Here is a 16,383-nt window from a genome sequence, read left to right as displayed (position 1 = left end):
TGCTGATTTTTTAAGAGTGTAATTCTTTAGAGGTGCATTTTTTTCACGCTTTCATGGCATGCTTTGATGAACGCTCCCCTAACCCCCTTTTTTTCTAAAACGCTCAAGCCTTCAATCGTTGCACCTTTAGGGGTGCAAATTTGCTCTATGATCACCTCAGGGCGTTCTTTTTCTAACAGCTTGGCAAAGCCTTTAAAACTCATTTTTACCAACTCTAAAGAATCTCTAGCGTTCAAGCCCTCTCTAATACCGGCATCTTTCAAACTGCTCGCTACCAAGCTTAAAAAAGCGAGCGCGCTCCCATTGGTCGCTATACTGGCATCCACCTGCTCTTCATTACCCACTCGCACGCAATTCCCAAAACTCTCAATAATACTCAAAGCTTTCTCGCTTATTGAAGGCATAACCGATTTTTCGCACACCGCCGTAGAAGAAAGGGCGAATTTGCTCGCAATGTTGGGCATGCATTTTAAGTAATGTAAAGAATCTATCGCATTGCTTAAAGCTTCAAAACTCACGCCAGCTAAAGCGCTCAAAACGCTTTTGGCTTGCCCTTGATAATTAAAATCCTTAAGGTTATAGGGCTTGAAAAGTAAAAACACGAATTTTTGGTGTATATCAATAGCGTCTTTGTAAGGCACAATTTGGGCTTGAATGTTTTTTTCTTGTAAAAAGGGGGCGATTTTTTCAGGGTTTCGCCCGGTAATCTCTAAAATAAAACGCTTGGATAAAATTTCATGAGAGCCTTCTAAGATCGCTTGAGCCATATTCCCATAGCCGATGAATTGTAAGATTTCCATTGATGCACCCCTTTTTAAAACCCCATGATGTAATTGATATAGAAAGTATAAAGCCTCCTGTAGCTCACATCAGCCCCGGCGCTATTCAAATACGCTTGATTGATGAGAGGCACTTTGATCCCAAATTCCACGCTCTTTTGGCTGATGACCCCTTGATTGTGGAATTTCTTAGCGAAACGCTTAAACTCTGCAAAGTTGGTGCGCACCCCAAAATTCAGCGCCACTTGAAAATTCGTTGAATGGATGTCATTGGCGTTCCCCCAATTGTCAATGATTTGTTGCCTTAAGGAGCTAAGCCAAGTTGCGCCGCCTAATTGGACCCCAGCAAATAGCCCAAAATTCAACGCTTTAGTGTTGTAAGTCCTTCTGAACAAGTTCCATAAAAAATCCGTGCCTACCCCATAAGCAAAGATATTCGCTTTCACGCTTTGATTGGCTACGCCGATTTCACTAAAGCCGTAATCAAAGAAAAAATAATGCCTAAGGCCCAATTTTCTCGCTTTACCAAAGAAGTATTTATAGCCTATGCCAACCCCTAAACCATTACTCATGCCGTGTTGGGTGCTTTTAGCGGCCGCATACTGGCTTAAAACGGGTTGAGAGCCGTAGTTATTGGCTTGATTTTGCGCGTTTTGAACCTGATTTCTGGCGTTAATCATCGCATCAATGAGCTTTTGTTGCACCATAAAGAAGGTTTTGTCCCCTAAAAGCTGCCGTAAGGTTTGTGAGAATGACTGAATGGTGGTGGTGTTAGAAGTGATTTCTTGGAGCAAGGTTAAAATCGCATTAGGGCTAATATCGTTTTGCAAGGCTTGAAACCCTTGAGAAATAGCACTCGTAATGGTTTGAAAAGCGCTTTTGAGACTCTCATTACTAGCGTTATTATCATTATTTTGGATAAACCCGGCGGTTTTAATAAATTCGGTGAGCAGATTAATTAAATTGTTCGTATCGCTCACCCCATTTATAGGGATTGCCCCTAAAAGGTTGATAAGCCCACCGGAGCAATTGCCACTACTACCGCTACTACCATTACACAAATTACTGAGACTACTACTATTACTTTTTAAGGCTTCAAAGAATTGTTTTAAGCCGTTTTCAACGCCTTTATTATTCCCTGAACTAGCGATAATGTCGGCTATTTTTTGGGCGTCATTATAGACTTTTTGCAAGCTGTTTTCGCTAGTGTTTGCGGTGGTGGCACTTGTGGTGCTTTGTTTGTTGGGGGTGTAGCAATTGCTCCCACTCGCCCCGTTACTCCCGTTGGTGCATGTTTGGTAGCCGTTGTTACTGCCACTATTACCGCTACTATTATAAGTCCCTAATTTCCCATCGCTGGCGTCTGTGAGCATTTGGTAGGCTGTGTTGATTGGGCTAGTGCCATTTCCGCTTCCGCCACTCGCACCATTGCCCCCATTAACGCCCTTAAGGTTTGTGATGATTTGATTGAGCAAACCATTACTAGTGAGCGTGATTTGTTGGACATTGTAGGTGATGCTGTTCCCACCACTGCTCCCGCTTTGAGTTGTTGCTTGTGTTTGATACCCTAAAGCGTTTTGCAACCCGCTGTAATAAGCCTTAGAATCGGACCATTGCTGATAGCACCAGTTGCTATTACTCCCATTCGTTCCGCTCGTGCATGGGTTATTATTGCTCGTTGCTCCGCTTGTTTGTTGGGTTTGTTGGCTTTGATTAATTAAAGCGCTCATGTCTGTAGGCACTTGCTGGTTAATCGTATTGATGAACTGGTAGAAATTCGCTCTCAATTGGATGCGTAAATCTTGGTTATTGCTAGTAGTTAAATTTTGCGATTGACTCTCATTAGGGTTACTAGTGTTATAAAGTGCGTTCGCCCAAGCTTGGATATTACTGCTTTGGCTTTGAAAAGCGTTTTGAATGCTTTGTTGGAAATTATTGACATTTTGCAATACGGTGTTTAAAGCTCCCATCACCGTGCTGTTAGGAGATTGTGTGGTTGGCCCACTATTTTGAGCTAAATTAGTCGTTTTAGCTTCTTCTTCATTGTTCACCACCACCACCGCTTTCAGTTGGGAAGCGTTGCTTTTAGTTTGAGCGGTAGCACTAGTCCCATTAGTAGAGCTTAAAATGTTTTGCAATTGGGCGTTCCCGCTGATGTTCAAACCCCCAGAGTTGCCGCATGAGCTTGTCCCAGGTGGCAATCCATTAGCGCATAAGATCTTGGCGTTTTTTTGCAAATTTTCTTCTGAAGTTTTTAAAGAGTTATAAACGCTCCACACTTGAGAAACAAGGTTGAAAGAATTCACGCCGATCTGCTCTTTGCCGTTGATGGTTTGGACTTTGGAGGTAGCGACTAAAGAATTGTCAAAGCTGTTTGTAGAGCCATTTGTGGAGCTTGTAGAGCTTGTGGCTGAGCATGAAATCCCGCTAGAAGCATCGCTAGAAAGGCTTCCGGTAGCGCTTGCGCAATCATAGGCGCTGATATTTTGCCCTTGAGCGTTGGTAACCGTGCCGATTTGGTAGTTATTGGAAGTGTTTTTGAGCAAGTTTTTAGGCTCAGTGAAATTGATCCAAGAAATTTGTTTTAAAGCGTTATTGTATTGTTCTATCGTGCTTTCATAGGCTTGGAAATTCAAAGCGTTGTGCAAGTTGTTTAAATTATAGGTGGTGTTGTTGATCGCATTGTTGTCTAAAGCGTTGATAGCCACGCTTTGAAGCTTTTGAGCGATGGCTTGGACTTGCTGGTTGGCTTGGTTGTTTGAAGTGGGGGTTGCGGCTAAAGGGCTTAAATTTTGGATGAATTGCTCCAAACACTGGACTTGATTGGCGCAACCATTGGGGTTAATTTGATTATTAGCGCTTAATGTCCCTTGTAAGGTGTTCATTAAAAGGGTGTTGTTGTATTGTTGTTGGTTGTTGCTGTTTGAAGAAGTAGAGCCTAAAAGGGAATTAGCCGGATAGAATACGATTTGTCCCGGTGGGTTTAACACCACATGCGTTGTGGTTGTGGTGGGGAAAACCCCCACCCCTAAAGTGTTTAAAGCGTTAACAAGAGCGCTCACATAAGCGGTATTATTGCTAGAAGCGTTCACCGCATCGGTTAGATTGGTGAGCAAGGATTGCACATAAGTGGTGCTAGTGGTTTTAGTGATACTGTTTTCAATTTGTTGCAATAATTCCGCCATGGATTGTGCGGTGTTTTGGAGCTGGGCTTTGACTTCTTTGGCGTTGTTGCTGGGATTAAGGCTATTAACAGAACTAATGATGCTAGAGCTTAGCGCGATGCCTTGATCAAACGCGCTTTGGGTGTTAGAAAGGAGTCTGGCTGTGATTTGTGAAGAATGGGCTTTTAAGGGATCAGAGCTTCCTTTAAGCCCTATGATTTGCTGGGAAATGCTAGAGATTTGACGGCTAGAATAAAAATCTTTTCTTTTGCCAATTTGATTCAAGATATTAGAAATGCCCTTTAGTTGGTTACCTACGGTGTTACTCACGCCATAGCCTAAAGCGTCAATGACGCTTTGAGAGCTTAAAGTGATTAAACCGGTAGTAGGCCCTGCAATATTGATCGCGCTTTGGGTTACGCTGTTGATGATATTTTGATTTTCTAAAAGTTGTTTGTTATTGATGAATTGTTGCGTGCCACCGATTTGATAGCCTACAGACATATACCAGCCATTGTCTTCAGCTAAGAGAGAGCCAATTAAAAAGAGTGGTATGAATTTTTTAGCTTTTTTTATCATATTTTTCCCTTATTTTGTTTAATCAAAAGCCTATGTTGTAGCCCACATAAAAACTAAAGGCTCTTCTATACTTCGCTGTAACGCCCTCTGATTGGTAGTAAGTGTGATAAAGCACCGGTATTTTAAGGCCAAATTCTATCCCTTGAGAAAAACGAGACCTTCTTTGATTTTGGATTTTAGAAAAATTAGTCCTTATGCCTAAATCAAAAAGGAGCTGGAAAGAAGTGTCCTTAGGCTTAAGATGGTTGCCATCCACTTGATCTAAAAAATTCGTTTTCCAGGTTTGCCCTGCCAGTTGGATACCGGCAAAAAAACCTATATCTATCGCTTCAGTCCCTCTTTTTCGGGTAAAAACATTATAAAGAAAGTCTGTGCCTGCTCCATAGCTAGAGAGAGTGGCTTTCACTAAAGAAGATTCTGCACCAAATTGAGCGTAACCAAAATCATAAAAGCCATAATACCTAAGCCCAAACATGCGCTTTTTGCCAAAGAATTGCTTATAACCCATTTTCACGCCAAAGCCGTTCATGTTATTAGAATTGGAGTTATGCTCCAAAAAATTCCTAGCAAAGCCCATTTGATAGACTTGATTCACTTTAGTTTGCATTTCATCAATCACCCCACCAATCACTGCTTTAGAGCGATAAAGCCCATAAGCCATTAAAGTTTTTGCCGTGGGGGAATAGGGGTTGGCTAAAATCCTGTTTATTTGCGCAGGGGTGGGGGCGTTTGCGGCTTGCTCTAGTTGGTTCATGATCACTTTTTGTTCTTGTTGGGCTTGTTGTGGGGTTAATTGTGGGGTTTGACTATTAGCGCCATTCAATTGCCCCCCATAGTTAGGCAAGAAATTCAAACCTTTGTTATTTAAATCCAAATAGGGGGCGACCCAATTGGTGATAAAATCCCCATACGCTACGGTGTTACTAAGCAAGCTTTCCCCATAGTTGATCGCTTCTTGCATCTGGCCATAGCTTGAAGTGCCTGTCAGTTTAGCGGCTTTATTGGCGAAATTTTGCATGCCTGAAAAAATCATGGAAGCGGTAATGCCATTAGCGATGATGCTATCGGCTAAATAATAGACTGCTGAGCTAGGGTGGTAGGTGTATTGGCCATTGCCTGATCCTACTGTCGCTCCAGCGGGCAAGGTTTTTAAGGGGGCTTGCGTGGTGTTAGCGTCATTTTTGGTGTAATAACCCGGGCCGCTAAAGCTTTGGTAGCCTTGTTGGGAATCGCTACCATTAGGGGCTTTGTTGTAAGTGAAGCCAAATTGCTTTTCATTGGATAAGCCTCCTAAAATCCCTGCTTGCATTAAAGCCTGGAAGATGTTTTGGGCGTTTTGAGCGATAGAGTTAGCTTCATTAGTAGCGGTGCATTGGTTTTGAGTGCTGCAAATGGTTTGATTACCGCTTGCTGTGGCTAACCCGTCTTGTAAAAGGTGTTGCAACACTTCGGGGCTAAAATTCACAGAATTACCGCTATTAAAAGATTTATTCGTTAAGGTTTGGTTATACCAAAGCGTGGTTAAAGCGTTGGTAATGTCATCGTTTAAAGCGTTCATGACATTGGCTAGGCCTTCAGGTAAAGCAATAACGGTGCTTTGATTGCCAAATTTGACATTAAAGACTTTGGCGTTAGAAAGATTTTCAGGGTTACGGATTAAAGTCTCGCCGATGAGTTGGGTGAGCTTGTTTAAATTATTGACTAGAGATTGCATATCAAAGGTGGCATTGACATTGCCTCTTGGGGGGTTGTTGCCTGTATCGCCATTTTGGGCGTTTTGTTGATAGCCCCCCGCATAGAGCAAACATCTTTTAGAAGGATCAGGGCAGAGCATTTGCATTAAAACCCTGGTTTGTTGGCCCATCGCTTCTAAATAATAGGCTAAAGGCACTGCCGCAGATTCTAGAGCGATAGCGTTTTGGCGGATGTAGGTGGATGCGTCTTGACTGGCGTTAAGCCCTGAGTTATCCACATTTTGAACCGCTAGAGAAGTTTGATAACTCACCCCCATAAAAAACCCATCATCTTCAGCCGCTAAGGGATTAAGAAAAAATAAGGGGAGTAGGCTAGAATAGATGAGCCATTTTTTATTAAAAATAAAGTCTTGCAAGGGGTTATCCTTTTCTTTTTAAAAGATTTGAGCTATCCTAAATTTTATCTTATTTATCGCTTAAGTTTAATGGTTGGTCGCTTAATTGTTGATTAAAATGGGCTATTTTAGGCGCTTAAGATCGTTTCAATGATGGTTTTTGCACCGTCTTTAGCGATTTTTTGTTGCAATTTAGCGCTGATAATGGTTAGGTTTTTATTGCCTTGATCGTCTTTTTGGTTGAGCTTTCTAATGACTTCAAAGAGTTTTTTAGGCAATAATTCGTTTTGAGGCACGACATAGCATAGGTTTTCTTTTTCAAATTCTAAGACATTGTAATACTGGTGGTTATTGCTCGCAAAAGGGTAGGGGATAAAAATCGTGGGTAAGCCATTGGCGCACAATTCCCACACGCTGCTAGCACCCGCTCGGCTCACACACAAATCCGCCCTGTGCATGACTTCTATGATATTGTTGTGGAAAGCGAACAATTCTACCTTGTCCAACAGCCCTAATTCCTGGTAAAAAAAACGCATTCTTTCATGAGCGTTTGAGCCGCAAATGTGCGTGATTCTAATCCCTTGTTTGGTGAGTTTAGGAGCGTTTAATAACGCAAACTCATTGATCGCTTTTGCCCCTTGAGAACCGCCTAAAAATAAGATATGCTTGATTTCAGTTCGAGTCCTAGCGAAATCAAAAAAGGCGTTTTGCACGGGATAGGAGGTTAAAACATGACGACCCTTATCTTTAAACGCATAGCTTGAAAACACCGCCTTAGCTTTAGGGGAAAGGTAGCGATTAAGAGAGCCTTTAATCGCATTTTGCTCATGGATATAAAGGGGTATGTGATTGAGCAAGCTTGCAAAACTCGCCGGTCCTGCGCTAAACCCTCCCACGCTAATGGTGTGCGTGATCTGGTGTTTTTTTAAGATTTCTTTAGCCTTAAAAGCGGCTTTAGCTTGCAAGAATAAAGAGCCTATTTTTTTAAAAAAGCTTTTATTGACCACGCCTTGCGTGTTGAAAAAATAGCGTTCGCTAAATAAGGGGCTATTTTCAAACCATTCTCTATCTTGCCCGTAAGTGGAACCTAAATAAATAGCCTCTATGCCTTGTTTTTCTAATTCTATGGCTAAGGCTTTAGCGATAGAGAGATGCCCCCCTGTGCCTCCCCCTGTAAGAGCGAACTTCATGTTAAAAACCTTTAAGCTCGTTCTCTTTCTTTAACCACAAAGCTTTTTAAAGGATCTCTAAAGCCAAAATCCGGATAATCCATCATAGAAAGCGCCACTTGAGCGCCAAAGCCATTTTTGGAATTAAACACTAAGGGGGCTAAGAAATTAACCATAGAGTCTTCTAAATTTTTTTGCAACACGACCACGCAATACACCTCAACTTTGGAATGAGAATCTAATTCTAGCAGTAATTCTATGTATTTGGGTATCACAAAGCTGTATTCCCTCAAACAATAAGGATTCACTAAGACCATATCCAACGCCATGGGTGAATTGGTTTGGCTAATTAACCGGCTGAATAAGGAATCAATTTTTTCCAAACGCACTTCATTGATATGCTCAAATCCTAAAATAGGGGCTTTTAAAAAGTAATTCACTGGACTATCCTTTTTAATTTAAATGCTTTGTTGTATAATTTTAAAAAAATACGCAACAATTAAAAGCGTAAAAGCAAAAGGCGTTCCAAATTCAACCATTTCTGAAAGAACGCTCTATTTTAGGATAATAACAATAATGAAACAAGAACCCACCACTTACCAGCCCCAAGAGATAGAAAAAAAGATTTATGAAATTTGCTCTCATAGGGGGTATTTTGAAATTGATGGCAATGAAAAAATCCAAGAAAAAGGCAAGCGATTTTGCTTGATGATGCCCCCTCCTAATGTGACCGGTATCTTACACATAGGGCATGCTTTAACTTTAAGCTTGCAAGATATTTTAGCGCGTTATAAACGCATGGACGGGTATAAGACCTTGTATCAGCCCGGGTTGGATCACGCCGGCATTGCGACGCAAAATGTCGTAGAAAAGCAGCTTTTAAATCAAGGGATTAAAAAAGAAGATTTAGGGCGTGAAGAGTTCATTCAAAAAGTGTGGGAGTGGAAAGAAAAGAGCGGGGGAGCGATTTTAGAGCAAATGAAACGTTTAGGCGTGAGCGCGGCTTTTTCTAGGACTCGTTTCACGATGGATAAGGGCTTGCAAAGAGCGGTTAAATTAGCGTTTTTGAAATGGTATGAAAAGGGTCTTATTGTTCAAGATAACTACATGGTGAATTGGTGCACTAAAGACGGGGCGTTAAGCGATATTGAAGTGGAGTATGAAGAGCGTAAGGGGGCGTTGTATTATATTAGATATTATTTAGAAAATCAAAAAGATTATTTAGTGGTGGCTACCACACGCCCTGAAACTTTGTTTGGCGATAGCGCACTTATGGTCAATCCTAATGATGAGAGGTACAGGTATTTAGTGGGGCAACAAGTAATCTTGCCTTTAATCAATCGCACAATCCCTGTTATCGCTGATGCGCATGTGGAAATGGAGTTTGGCACAGGGTGTGTGAAAGTTACCCCTGGGCATGATTTTAACGATTACGAAGTGGGCAAACGCCACCATTTGGAGATGATTAAAATCTTTGATGAAAAGGGGATTTTAAACGCGCATTGCGGGGAGTTTGAAAATTTAGAACGATTAGAAGCCAGAGATAAGGTCGTAGAAAGATTAAAAGAAAACGCCCTATTGGAAAAAATAGAAGAACACACGCATCAAGTGGGGCATTGCTATCGTTGTCATAATGTGGTAGAACCTTATGTGTCTAAGCAATGGTTTGTCAAGCCTGAAATCGCTCAAAGTTCTATTGAAAAAATCCAACAAGGTTTGGCGCGGTTTTACCCTTCTAATTGGATCAATAATTATAACGCTTGGATGAGGGAATTACGCCCTTGGTGTATCAGCAGGCAATTGTTTTGGGGGCATCAAATACCGGTGTTTACTTGCGAGAATAACCACCAGTTCGTAAGCCTAGACACCCCTTTAAGTTGCCCTACTTGTAAGAGTGAAAAACTAGAGCAAGATAAAGATGTGCTAGACACATGGTTTAGTTCAGGGCTATGGGCGTTCTCTACTTTGGGGTGGGGGCAAGAAAAAAGCGGTTTGTTTAATGAAAGCGATTTGAAAGATTTCTACCCTAACACCACGCTCATTACCGGGTTTGACATTCTCTTTTTTTGGGTGGCTAGGATGCTTTTTTGCAGCGAATCGCTTTTAGGCGAATTGCCCTTTAAAGACATTTACTTGCACGCCTTGGTTAGGGACGAAAAGGGTGAAAAAATGAGCAAATCTAAAGGTAATGTGATCGATCCTTTAGAGATGATAGAAAAATACGGCGCAGATAGCCTGCGTTTCACTTTAGCCAATTTGTGCGCTACGGGCAGGGACATTAAGCTTTCTACTACGCATTTAGAAAATAACAAAAATTTCGCCAACAAGATTTTCAATGCGGTGAGTTATTTGAAACTCAAACAAGAATCTTTTAAAGACAGGGAGCGTTTGGATGAATACCAAACGCCTTTGGGGCGTTATGCGAAATCGCGCTTGAATCTTGTTACTAAAGAGGTTCGTAACGCTTTAGACAATTATCGTTTTAATGACGCCACGACTTTGTTATACCGCTTTTTGTGGGGGGAATTTTGCGATTGGTTCATTGAATTTTCCAAAGTGGAAAATGAAGCGATAGACGAGTTAGGGAGCGTGTTAAAAGAGGCTTTAAAACTCTTGCACCCTTTCATGCCCTTTATCAGTGAGTCTTTATACCACAAGCTCAGTAACACGGATCTAGAAAACACTGAATCTATCATGGTCATGCCTTACCCTAAAGAAATCGCGCGAGATGAACCATTAGAGCATGAATTTGAAGTGATTAAAGATTGCATCGTGTCTTTAAGGCGTTTGAAAATCATGCTAGAAACCCCACCAATTGTTTTAAAAGAAGCGAGCGTGGGATTAAGGGAGAAAATAGAAAACACAGAGCGTTTGCAAACTTACGCCCAAAAATTAGCGAAATTAGAAAAAGTCAGCGTGATAACTTATAAGCCTTTAAAAAGCGTGAGCGATGTGGGGGAATTTTGCCAGACTTATGCGGATTTAGAAAATCTTGATTTAAGCCCGCTGGTTGCGCGTTTAAAAAAGCAGCTAGAAAAATTGGAAAAAGAAAAACTAAAACTCAATTTGCACAATGAAAATTTTGTCAAAAACGCGCCTAAAAGCGTTCTAGAAAAAGCCAAAGAGAGTTTAAAAACGCTTTTAGAAAAAGAGGGTAAGATCAAGCAAGAATTGGATTTATTAGAACAACCATAATCAAAGGATAGAAAATGTTTCAAGCGTTAAGCGATGGGTTTAAAAACGCGCTCAATAAAATCCGCTTTCAAGATGATGAAAAAGCACTAGATCGGGCGTTAGATGAATTGAAAAAAACGCTTTTAAAAAACGATGTGCATCATAAAGTGGCTAGAGAATTGCTCAAAAAAGTGGAAAGCCAGACTAAAGCGAGCGGCATTGGCAAGCAGCAATTTTTAGACGCTTTAGAAAAGAGTTTGTTAGAAATTTTAAGCGCTAAAGGGAGCAGTGGTTTCACTTTCGCTCAAACGCCCCCCACCGTGGTTTTAATGGCAGGTTTGCAAGGGAGCGGTAAGACAACCACCACCGCTAAACTCGCTCATTATTTAAAAACCAAAAATAAAAAAGTGCTTTTATGCGCATGCGATTTGCAACGCCTAGCGGCAGTGGAGCAATTAAAGGTTTTGGGCGAACAGGTGGGCGTGGAAGTTTTTTACGAAGAAAATAAAAGCGTGAAAGAAATCGCTAGCAACGCTTTAAAAAGGGCTAAAGAAGCGCAATTTGATGTTTTACTCGTGGATAGCGCGGGGCGTTTAGCCATTGATAAAGAGCTTATGCAAGAATTAAAAGAAGTTAAAGAAGTCTTAAACCCCCATGAAGTGCTGTATGTTGCAGACGCCTTGGGCGGGCAAGATGGGGTCAAAAGCGCGAACACCTTTAATGAAGAAATAGGCGTGAGCGGGGTGGTGTTAAGCAAGTTTGATAGCGATTCTAAAGGGGGTATCGCCTTAGGCATCACTTACCAATTAGGATTACCCTTGCGTTTTATTGGGAGTGGGGAAAAAATCCCTGATTTAGACGTGTTTGTGCCTGAAAGGATTGTGGGGCGTTTGATGGGGGCTGGAGATATTATCTCGCTCGCTGAAAAAACCGCCAGCGTTTTAAACCCTAATGAAGCCAAAGACTTAAGCAAAAAGCTCAAAAAAGGGCAATTCACTTTCAACGATTTTTTAAACCAAATTGAAAAAGTAAAAAAATTAGGCTCTATGAGTTCTCTAATCTCTATGATTCCAGGTTTAGGGAACATGGCAAGCGCTTTAAAAGACACGGATTTAGAAAGCTCTTTAGAAGTGAAAAAAATCAAGGCCATGGTCAATTCCATGACCAAAAAAGAGCGAGAAAACCCCGAGATTTTAAACGGCAGCCGAAGAAAAAGGATCGCTTTAGGGAGCGGCTTAGAAGTGTCTGAAATCAATCGCATCATCAAACGCTTTGATCAAGCGAGCAAAATGGCGAAACGCTTAACGAATAAAAAGGGTATTAGCGATTTGATGAATCTAATGAGTCAGGCTAAAAATCAAACACCCCCTAAAATGCGCTGATTTTTAAGCATGTTTTAGGCACTTTTGTTGTATAATCTCAAATTTAATATGAATATTTTAGGAGATTTTTGTAATGACAGTCATCAGACTCACGCGCATTGGGAGAAAGAAAAAGCCTTTTTACAGAGTGGTGGTAACCGATTCTAGGAAAAGAAGGGATGGAGGTTGGATTGAATCCATTGGGTATTACAACCCTTTAAGCGAGCCTAAAGATATTAAAATTGATAAGGAGCGCTTGGATTATTGGAAAGGCGTGGGGGCTAAAATGAGCGAGAGGGTGGAAAAACTTTCTCAAAAAGCCTAAGGTTTTGTGAGGCTAAATGCACGAATTGGATCCTTTGAACACGCCTTTTTCTCAAGCTGAGTGTAAGGACTATTCGTATTGCGTGGCAACTTTTTTAGAAAAATATTTAAAAAAGGTTGTTTCTTTTCCGCAAGCTTTGAGCGTGGAGTACACGCTTTTAGAAGATAAAGTCAAGCAAATCACTATTTATACCCACCCATCAGACATGGGGCATGTGATTGGCAAAGAGGGTAAAATGGTGAGCGCGATTAAGGCGTTTGTTTCTGGTGTGAAAGCCAAAGATGGGTTTTCTTATAAAATCGTTGTTTTTGCGAGTAACGATAAAAATAGCGATAAAAATCCCCATGTTTTAGGCGATCAAACGCCTTGAATTTTTTTCATGCTTTTAGTGGGCAGAATTGGTAAAAGCGTGGGGCTTAATGGGGGGTTAAAGCTTCATTTAGAGAGCGATTTTCCGGAGTGCTTAAAAAAAGGCGTTAAGGTGAGTGTCGCTCCAACCAACGCTTTCTCTTGCGCTTCTTCTTTTAAAGAATATACAATCCATTCTTATGAACATGCCAAAAATTTGTTGTTTTTAGAAACTATCCACACGCCTGAAAAGGCTAAAGAGCTGACTAATTTAGGGCTTTTTATGAGTGAAGCAGAGAGTAAAAAACTCTGTGTTTTAAAAGATGGGGAGTTTTTTTATTGCGATTTAGTAGGGCTTAGCGTGGTGGAAGAAAACGAGATTCTAGGAAAAGTCATAGAAATCCAAAGGATTTCTCAAACAGATTATTTCATGGTTGAAACCACGCTGAACTTGGTTGAAAAAGGTTTGGCTAAGATTTTTTTAATCCCTTATAGGGATTTTTATATCCAAGAAATCCTTTTGCAAGACAAAAAAATAACCACCCATAACGCTAAAACGCTTTTAGAGAATAGTTGAGTGAAATTCAGCGTTTTAACCCTTTTCCCACAACTTGTATGGCCTTATTTTGAAGATTCTATTTTAAAAAGAGCGTTAGAAAAAAATCTTTTTGAATTAGAAGTGTTAAACCTTAGAGATTTTAGCGCTAATAAATATCAAAAAGCGGATCACACGCTCATTGGTGGGGGTGCGGGGCAGATTTTAGACCCTGAGATGATAGAAAACGCGCTCCATTCTGTTAAAAACCCTAAACACACGATTTTTTTAAGCGCGGTGGGCAAGCCTTTCAAGCAAATAGACGCGATGCGTTTGGCTCAAAAAAAGCATGTCGTTTTGGTGTGCGGGCGTTATGAGGGATTTGATGAGCGTTCTATTGAATTGAGCGCTGATGAGGTTTTTTGTATAGGCGATTTTATTTTAACAGGGGGCGAGCTTGGGGCGTTGTGCTTGATAGATAGTATCGCTCGCCACATTCAAGGGGTTTTGGGTAACGCCCAATCTTTAGAAAATGAGAGCTTTGAAAACCATTATTTGGAGGCCCCTAATTTCGCTAACGCTGTTTTTAAATCCAAAGAAATCAATAAAATCCCTGCCCCTTTAGAATATTCTAAAGGAAATCATGCTAAAATCAAGCAACTAAAACTTGATTTGTCAAAATTAAGGACAAAATTCTACCGCCTTGATTTATTCAAACAGCACAAATCATGAAATTGACATTAAGGAAAACACATGAAAAACCGCTACATTCAGCAGTTTGAAGACGCTCAATTAAAAGACAAGACCATGCCAGCATTTAAAGCCGGCGATACTTTGAGATTGGGTATCACCATTAAAGAAGGCGAAAAAACACGAACTCAGTATTTTGAAGGCGTGTGTATTGCGATTAGAGGCAATGGCGTGGATAAGACTTTTTGCGTGCGTAAAATAGGGGCTAACAATATCGGCGTGGAGAAAATTTTCCCTTTTTATAGCGAAAGTTTGGCGAGCGTTGAGGTGTTGCGCGTGGGTAGGGTGCGCCGCGCGAAGCTCTACTATTTGCGCGATAGGAGAGGTAAGGCAGCAAGGATTAAAGAAGTCCGCCATTAATTTTTTTTAAGATTCTTTTATCCATCATGCTGATGGATAGAGTGCTCTTTAGGGGTTGAAATCCGTTTTTTAACCGCTTCTCTTAAAATTAGCGTAAAACTTTTTAAATGGATTGGATTGGCTTGAAAAAGAGTTTTTTAATCCCTTTTTAGTTTTACCACCGACTTTTTTAAAACTCTAAACTCTTTTTAGCGTTGGTGTTCGTTTTTTTTCAAGGCAAAGCTTTAATCGCTTCTTTTCTAGCTTGCTGTTTGTTAAACTGAATTTTTGGCTTTAATGGGGCGTTGGTTGTCAAATTTTAAAAAAGGTTAAAAAGCGTTTTTTACCATCAAAATACAAAAAGCTTGACGCAAGTTAAACGATAACTCCTTAAAAAAAGCGATCAGGTTAGGGGATTTAAAGGGTTTGAAAGAACATTAAAGCACGAAATATCCCCCTATATTCTCAAGAAAGTTTTACTATAAAGTTTTTAAAAAATGAAAGAAATTAATTAAGGCTTTGAGTGTCTGTTTGATGAGAACAGAACCTTTATTTTAAAAAACAAGGCATGTTTAAATCCCCATGCTATACTCAACCCTTATGGCAAAATTCATATTTTGGGAGAAAGCATGGAAAAAACTGAAACCACGATTTTTGTGGATTGGGAAAATCTTCTCGCCGATTTGAAAGCAATCCAAGAATTTGAAAGCAATCCAAGAAACGGATGAGCGTTTAAAAGAGTCTAATTTTAATTTCAACAATCCCGATCAACTCTTAGCGCTAATCCGTTCGTTTTTGGAGCCTGAAGAGGAATTGAAGCGGATCTATTTTTATGTATCTGAGCCTTTCACAGAAGTTGAACCTAGAATCAAGAGCAATAAAAAAGAAGAACTTGAGGAGTATAAAAAGAATAATTTTAAAGAATATGAGGAAAGAGTGAATAAATCAGGGATTATCCAATCTTTCAACCATGCGATCGCCCAACAAAATCAAGTGAAATTACGGGTCGGGCGGGTAAAGTTCAAATTCGTACATGAGTTCGAAGACAAAGAAGTCTATAATGGTCTAGAAGACAAGATTTTCATACCTTACTTAAAGTTGCGTCAAAAACAAGTTGATGCGCTGTTGGCGCACGATATTACCAAGCTGTATTGCACCAAACAAGGAGGGTGTATTTTGCTGTTCAGCAGGGATACCGATTTTGTGCCTGTGTTAGAAGCCGCTTGGGAGAAAGGCTTTGAAGTCTTCATCGCCAACATTCAAGAAAGCCCCAATTCTGTCCCTTCAGACTTGAAGAAGTCTTGCAATGTGAGAGAACGCAGTGTCGCTGACATTGTAGATAACTTGCCAAAAAATCAGTACACCTCCAAGAAAAAGAACTTTTCCCCCAACGAGCCTTTTAACAACCCATTTAAAGACCAACTCTTTAAGAATAACTAACACGATCCCCACACCAAGGGGACAAAAAAGCACCCATTTTAAAAGGGTTAGCTTAAGCGGATTTTTCTAATTCATGATTTCATTTTTTGCTCTCTATTATGGAGTGATTTTTGAAAACAGAGATAAATTAGCGCTTATAATAGTGGTTTTATGGGGAATGCGTGCGTGTTTTTGGCGGTGGTCGGTGGTATTTAGATTTCTCAAAACCCAATCGTTTTAAAATTTTAACCTACTCTGTCAAAAATTTTTATAATTTAAGCAAACCTTAAGCTTTCTATGACTATAATTTCATTTCCTTGTTTCAGCAAGGGCTTTTAAAAAGCCGCTTGAT

12 protein-coding genes and 1 pseudogene are annotated in these 16,383 nt (G+C 40.4%); 8 read left to right on the top strand and 5 right to left on the bottom strand.

Annotation, left to right across the window (positions count from 1 at the left end; translation table 11 throughout):
* Positions 1–26 precede the first annotated feature (26 nt).
* The 5 genes from proC to fliW form a co-directional block, all read right to left on the bottom strand.
* A complete protein-coding gene (gene proC, locus EXS92_RS05680; protein ID WP_165515838.1) occupies positions 27–800 on the bottom strand; it encodes a pyrroline-5-carboxylate reductase in 774 nt (257 codons plus the stop codon).
* Positions 801–814: 14 nt separating this feature from the next.
* On the bottom strand, positions 815–4,522 hold the full coding sequence (gene hopL / locus EXS92_RS05675) for a Hop family outer membrane protein HopL (RefSeq protein ID WP_165515837.1): 3,708 nt from the start codon (positions 4,520–4,522) through the stop codon (positions 815–817).
* A gap of 22 nt (positions 4,523–4,544) precedes the next feature.
* Complete coding sequence (hopI, locus tag EXS92_RS05670; RefSeq protein ID WP_165515836.1) at positions 4,545–6,632, bottom strand: Hop family outer membrane protein HopI; 2,088 nt, start codon at positions 6,630–6,632, stop codon at positions 4,545–4,547.
* A 107-nt stretch (positions 6,633–6,739) separates the two neighbouring features.
* On the bottom strand, positions 6,740–7,801 hold the full coding sequence (gene murG, locus EXS92_RS05665) for an undecaprenyldiphospho-muramoylpentapeptide beta-N-acetylglucosaminyltransferase (protein ID WP_165515835.1): 1,062 nt from the start codon (positions 7,799–7,801) through the stop codon (positions 6,740–6,742).
* Positions 7,802–7,812: 11 nt separating this feature from the next.
* On the bottom strand, positions 7,813–8,220 hold the full coding sequence (gene fliW / locus EXS92_RS05660) for a flagellar assembly protein FliW (RefSeq protein ID WP_001105855.1): 408 nt from the start codon (positions 8,218–8,220) through the stop codon (positions 7,813–7,815).
* A gap of 136 nt (positions 8,221–8,356) precedes the next feature.
* Between fliW and valS the strand changes: the two genes are divergently transcribed.
* The 8 genes and pseudogenes from valS to EXS92_RS05620 all read left to right on the top strand — a co-directional run bounded on the left by valS (position 8,357) and on the right by EXS92_RS05620 (position 16,052).
* On the top strand, positions 8,357–10,975 hold the full coding sequence (valS, locus tag EXS92_RS05655) for a valine--tRNA ligase (RefSeq protein WP_165515834.1): 2,619 nt from the start codon (positions 8,357–8,359) through the stop codon (positions 10,973–10,975).
* A 14-nt stretch (positions 10,976–10,989) separates the two neighbouring features.
* Positions 10,990–12,336, top strand: coding sequence for a signal recognition particle protein (gene ffh, locus EXS92_RS05650; protein ID WP_165515833.1), 1,347 nt, complete (start codon positions 10,990–10,992; stop codon positions 12,334–12,336).
* A gap of 73 nt (positions 12,337–12,409) precedes the next feature.
* Positions 12,410–12,640, top strand: coding sequence for a 30S ribosomal protein S16 (gene rpsP, locus EXS92_RS05645; protein ID WP_000216122.1), 231 nt, complete (start codon positions 12,410–12,412; stop codon positions 12,638–12,640).
* A gap of 16 nt (positions 12,641–12,656) precedes the next feature.
* Positions 12,657–13,010 carry a KH domain-containing protein gene (locus EXS92_RS05640; RefSeq protein WP_165515832.1) on the top strand — a complete coding sequence of 118 codons (354 nt, stop codon included), beginning with the start codon at positions 12,657–12,659 and terminating at the stop codon, positions 13,008–13,010.
* A gap of 9 nt (positions 13,011–13,019) precedes the next feature.
* The gene (rimM, locus tag EXS92_RS05635) at positions 13,020–13,565 is read left to right on the top strand and encodes a ribosome maturation factor RimM (protein ID WP_165515831.1); all 546 of its coding nucleotides are present in this window, start codon (positions 13,020–13,022) and stop codon (positions 13,563–13,565) included.
* Positions 13,566–14,255: a tRNA (guanosine(37)-N1)-methyltransferase TrmD gene (gene trmD, locus EXS92_RS05630; RefSeq protein ID WP_000672953.1), complete on the top strand. Its 690-nt coding sequence runs from the start codon at positions 13,566–13,568 to the stop codon at positions 14,253–14,255.
* A 21-nt stretch (positions 14,256–14,276) separates the two neighbouring features.
* A complete protein-coding gene (rplS, locus tag EXS92_RS05625; protein ID WP_000797699.1) occupies positions 14,277–14,633 on the top strand; it encodes a 50S ribosomal protein L19 in 357 nt (118 codons plus the stop codon).
* 608 nt (positions 14,634–15,241) lie between these two features.
* Positions 15,242–16,052 (top strand): annotated as a pseudogene (locus EXS92_RS05620) (NYN domain-containing protein).
* The last annotated feature ends 331 nt before the right edge of the window (positions 16,053–16,383 follow it).

The sequence above is a fragment of the Helicobacter pylori genome (assembly GCF_011175115.1).
Taxonomy (GTDB): Bacteria; Campylobacterota; Campylobacteria; order Campylobacterales; family Helicobacteraceae; genus Helicobacter; species Helicobacter pylori_DF.
Note: the sequence above shows the minus strand (reverse complement) of the source record. Positions and strands in the feature narration are given on the sequence as shown.

What these genes read in the sequence shown, in the direction of transcription:
- rpsP (WP_000216122.1), top strand. Translation starts at nt 12,410, where the DNA reads ATGACAGTCATCAGACTCACGCGCATTGGGAGAAAGAAAAAGCCTTTT.
- hopL (WP_165515837.1), bottom strand. Translation starts at nt 4,522, where the DNA reads ATGATAAAAAAAGCTAAAAAATTCATACCACTCTTTTTAATTGGCTCT.
- proC (WP_165515838.1), bottom strand. Translation starts at nt 800, where the DNA reads ATGGAAATCTTACAATTCATCGGCTATGGGAATATGGCTCAAGCGATC.
- murG (WP_165515835.1), bottom strand. Translation starts at nt 7,801, where the DNA reads ATGAAGTTCGCTCTTACAGGGGGAGGCACAGGGGGGCATCTCTCTATC.
- valS (WP_165515834.1), top strand. Translation starts at nt 8,357, where the DNA reads ATGAAACAAGAACCCACCACTTACCAGCCCCAAGAGATAGAAAAAAAG.
- rplS (WP_000797699.1), top strand. Translation starts at nt 14,277, where the DNA reads ATGAAAAACCGCTACATTCAGCAGTTTGAAGACGCTCAATTAAAAGAC.
- rimM (WP_165515831.1), top strand. Translation starts at nt 13,020, where the DNA reads ATGCTTTTAGTGGGCAGAATTGGTAAAAGCGTGGGGCTTAATGGGGGG.
- ffh (WP_165515833.1), top strand. Translation starts at nt 10,990, where the DNA reads ATGTTTCAAGCGTTAAGCGATGGGTTTAAAAACGCGCTCAATAAAATC.
- EXS92_RS05640 (WP_165515832.1), top strand. Translation starts at nt 12,657, where the DNA reads ATGCACGAATTGGATCCTTTGAACACGCCTTTTTCTCAAGCTGAGTGT.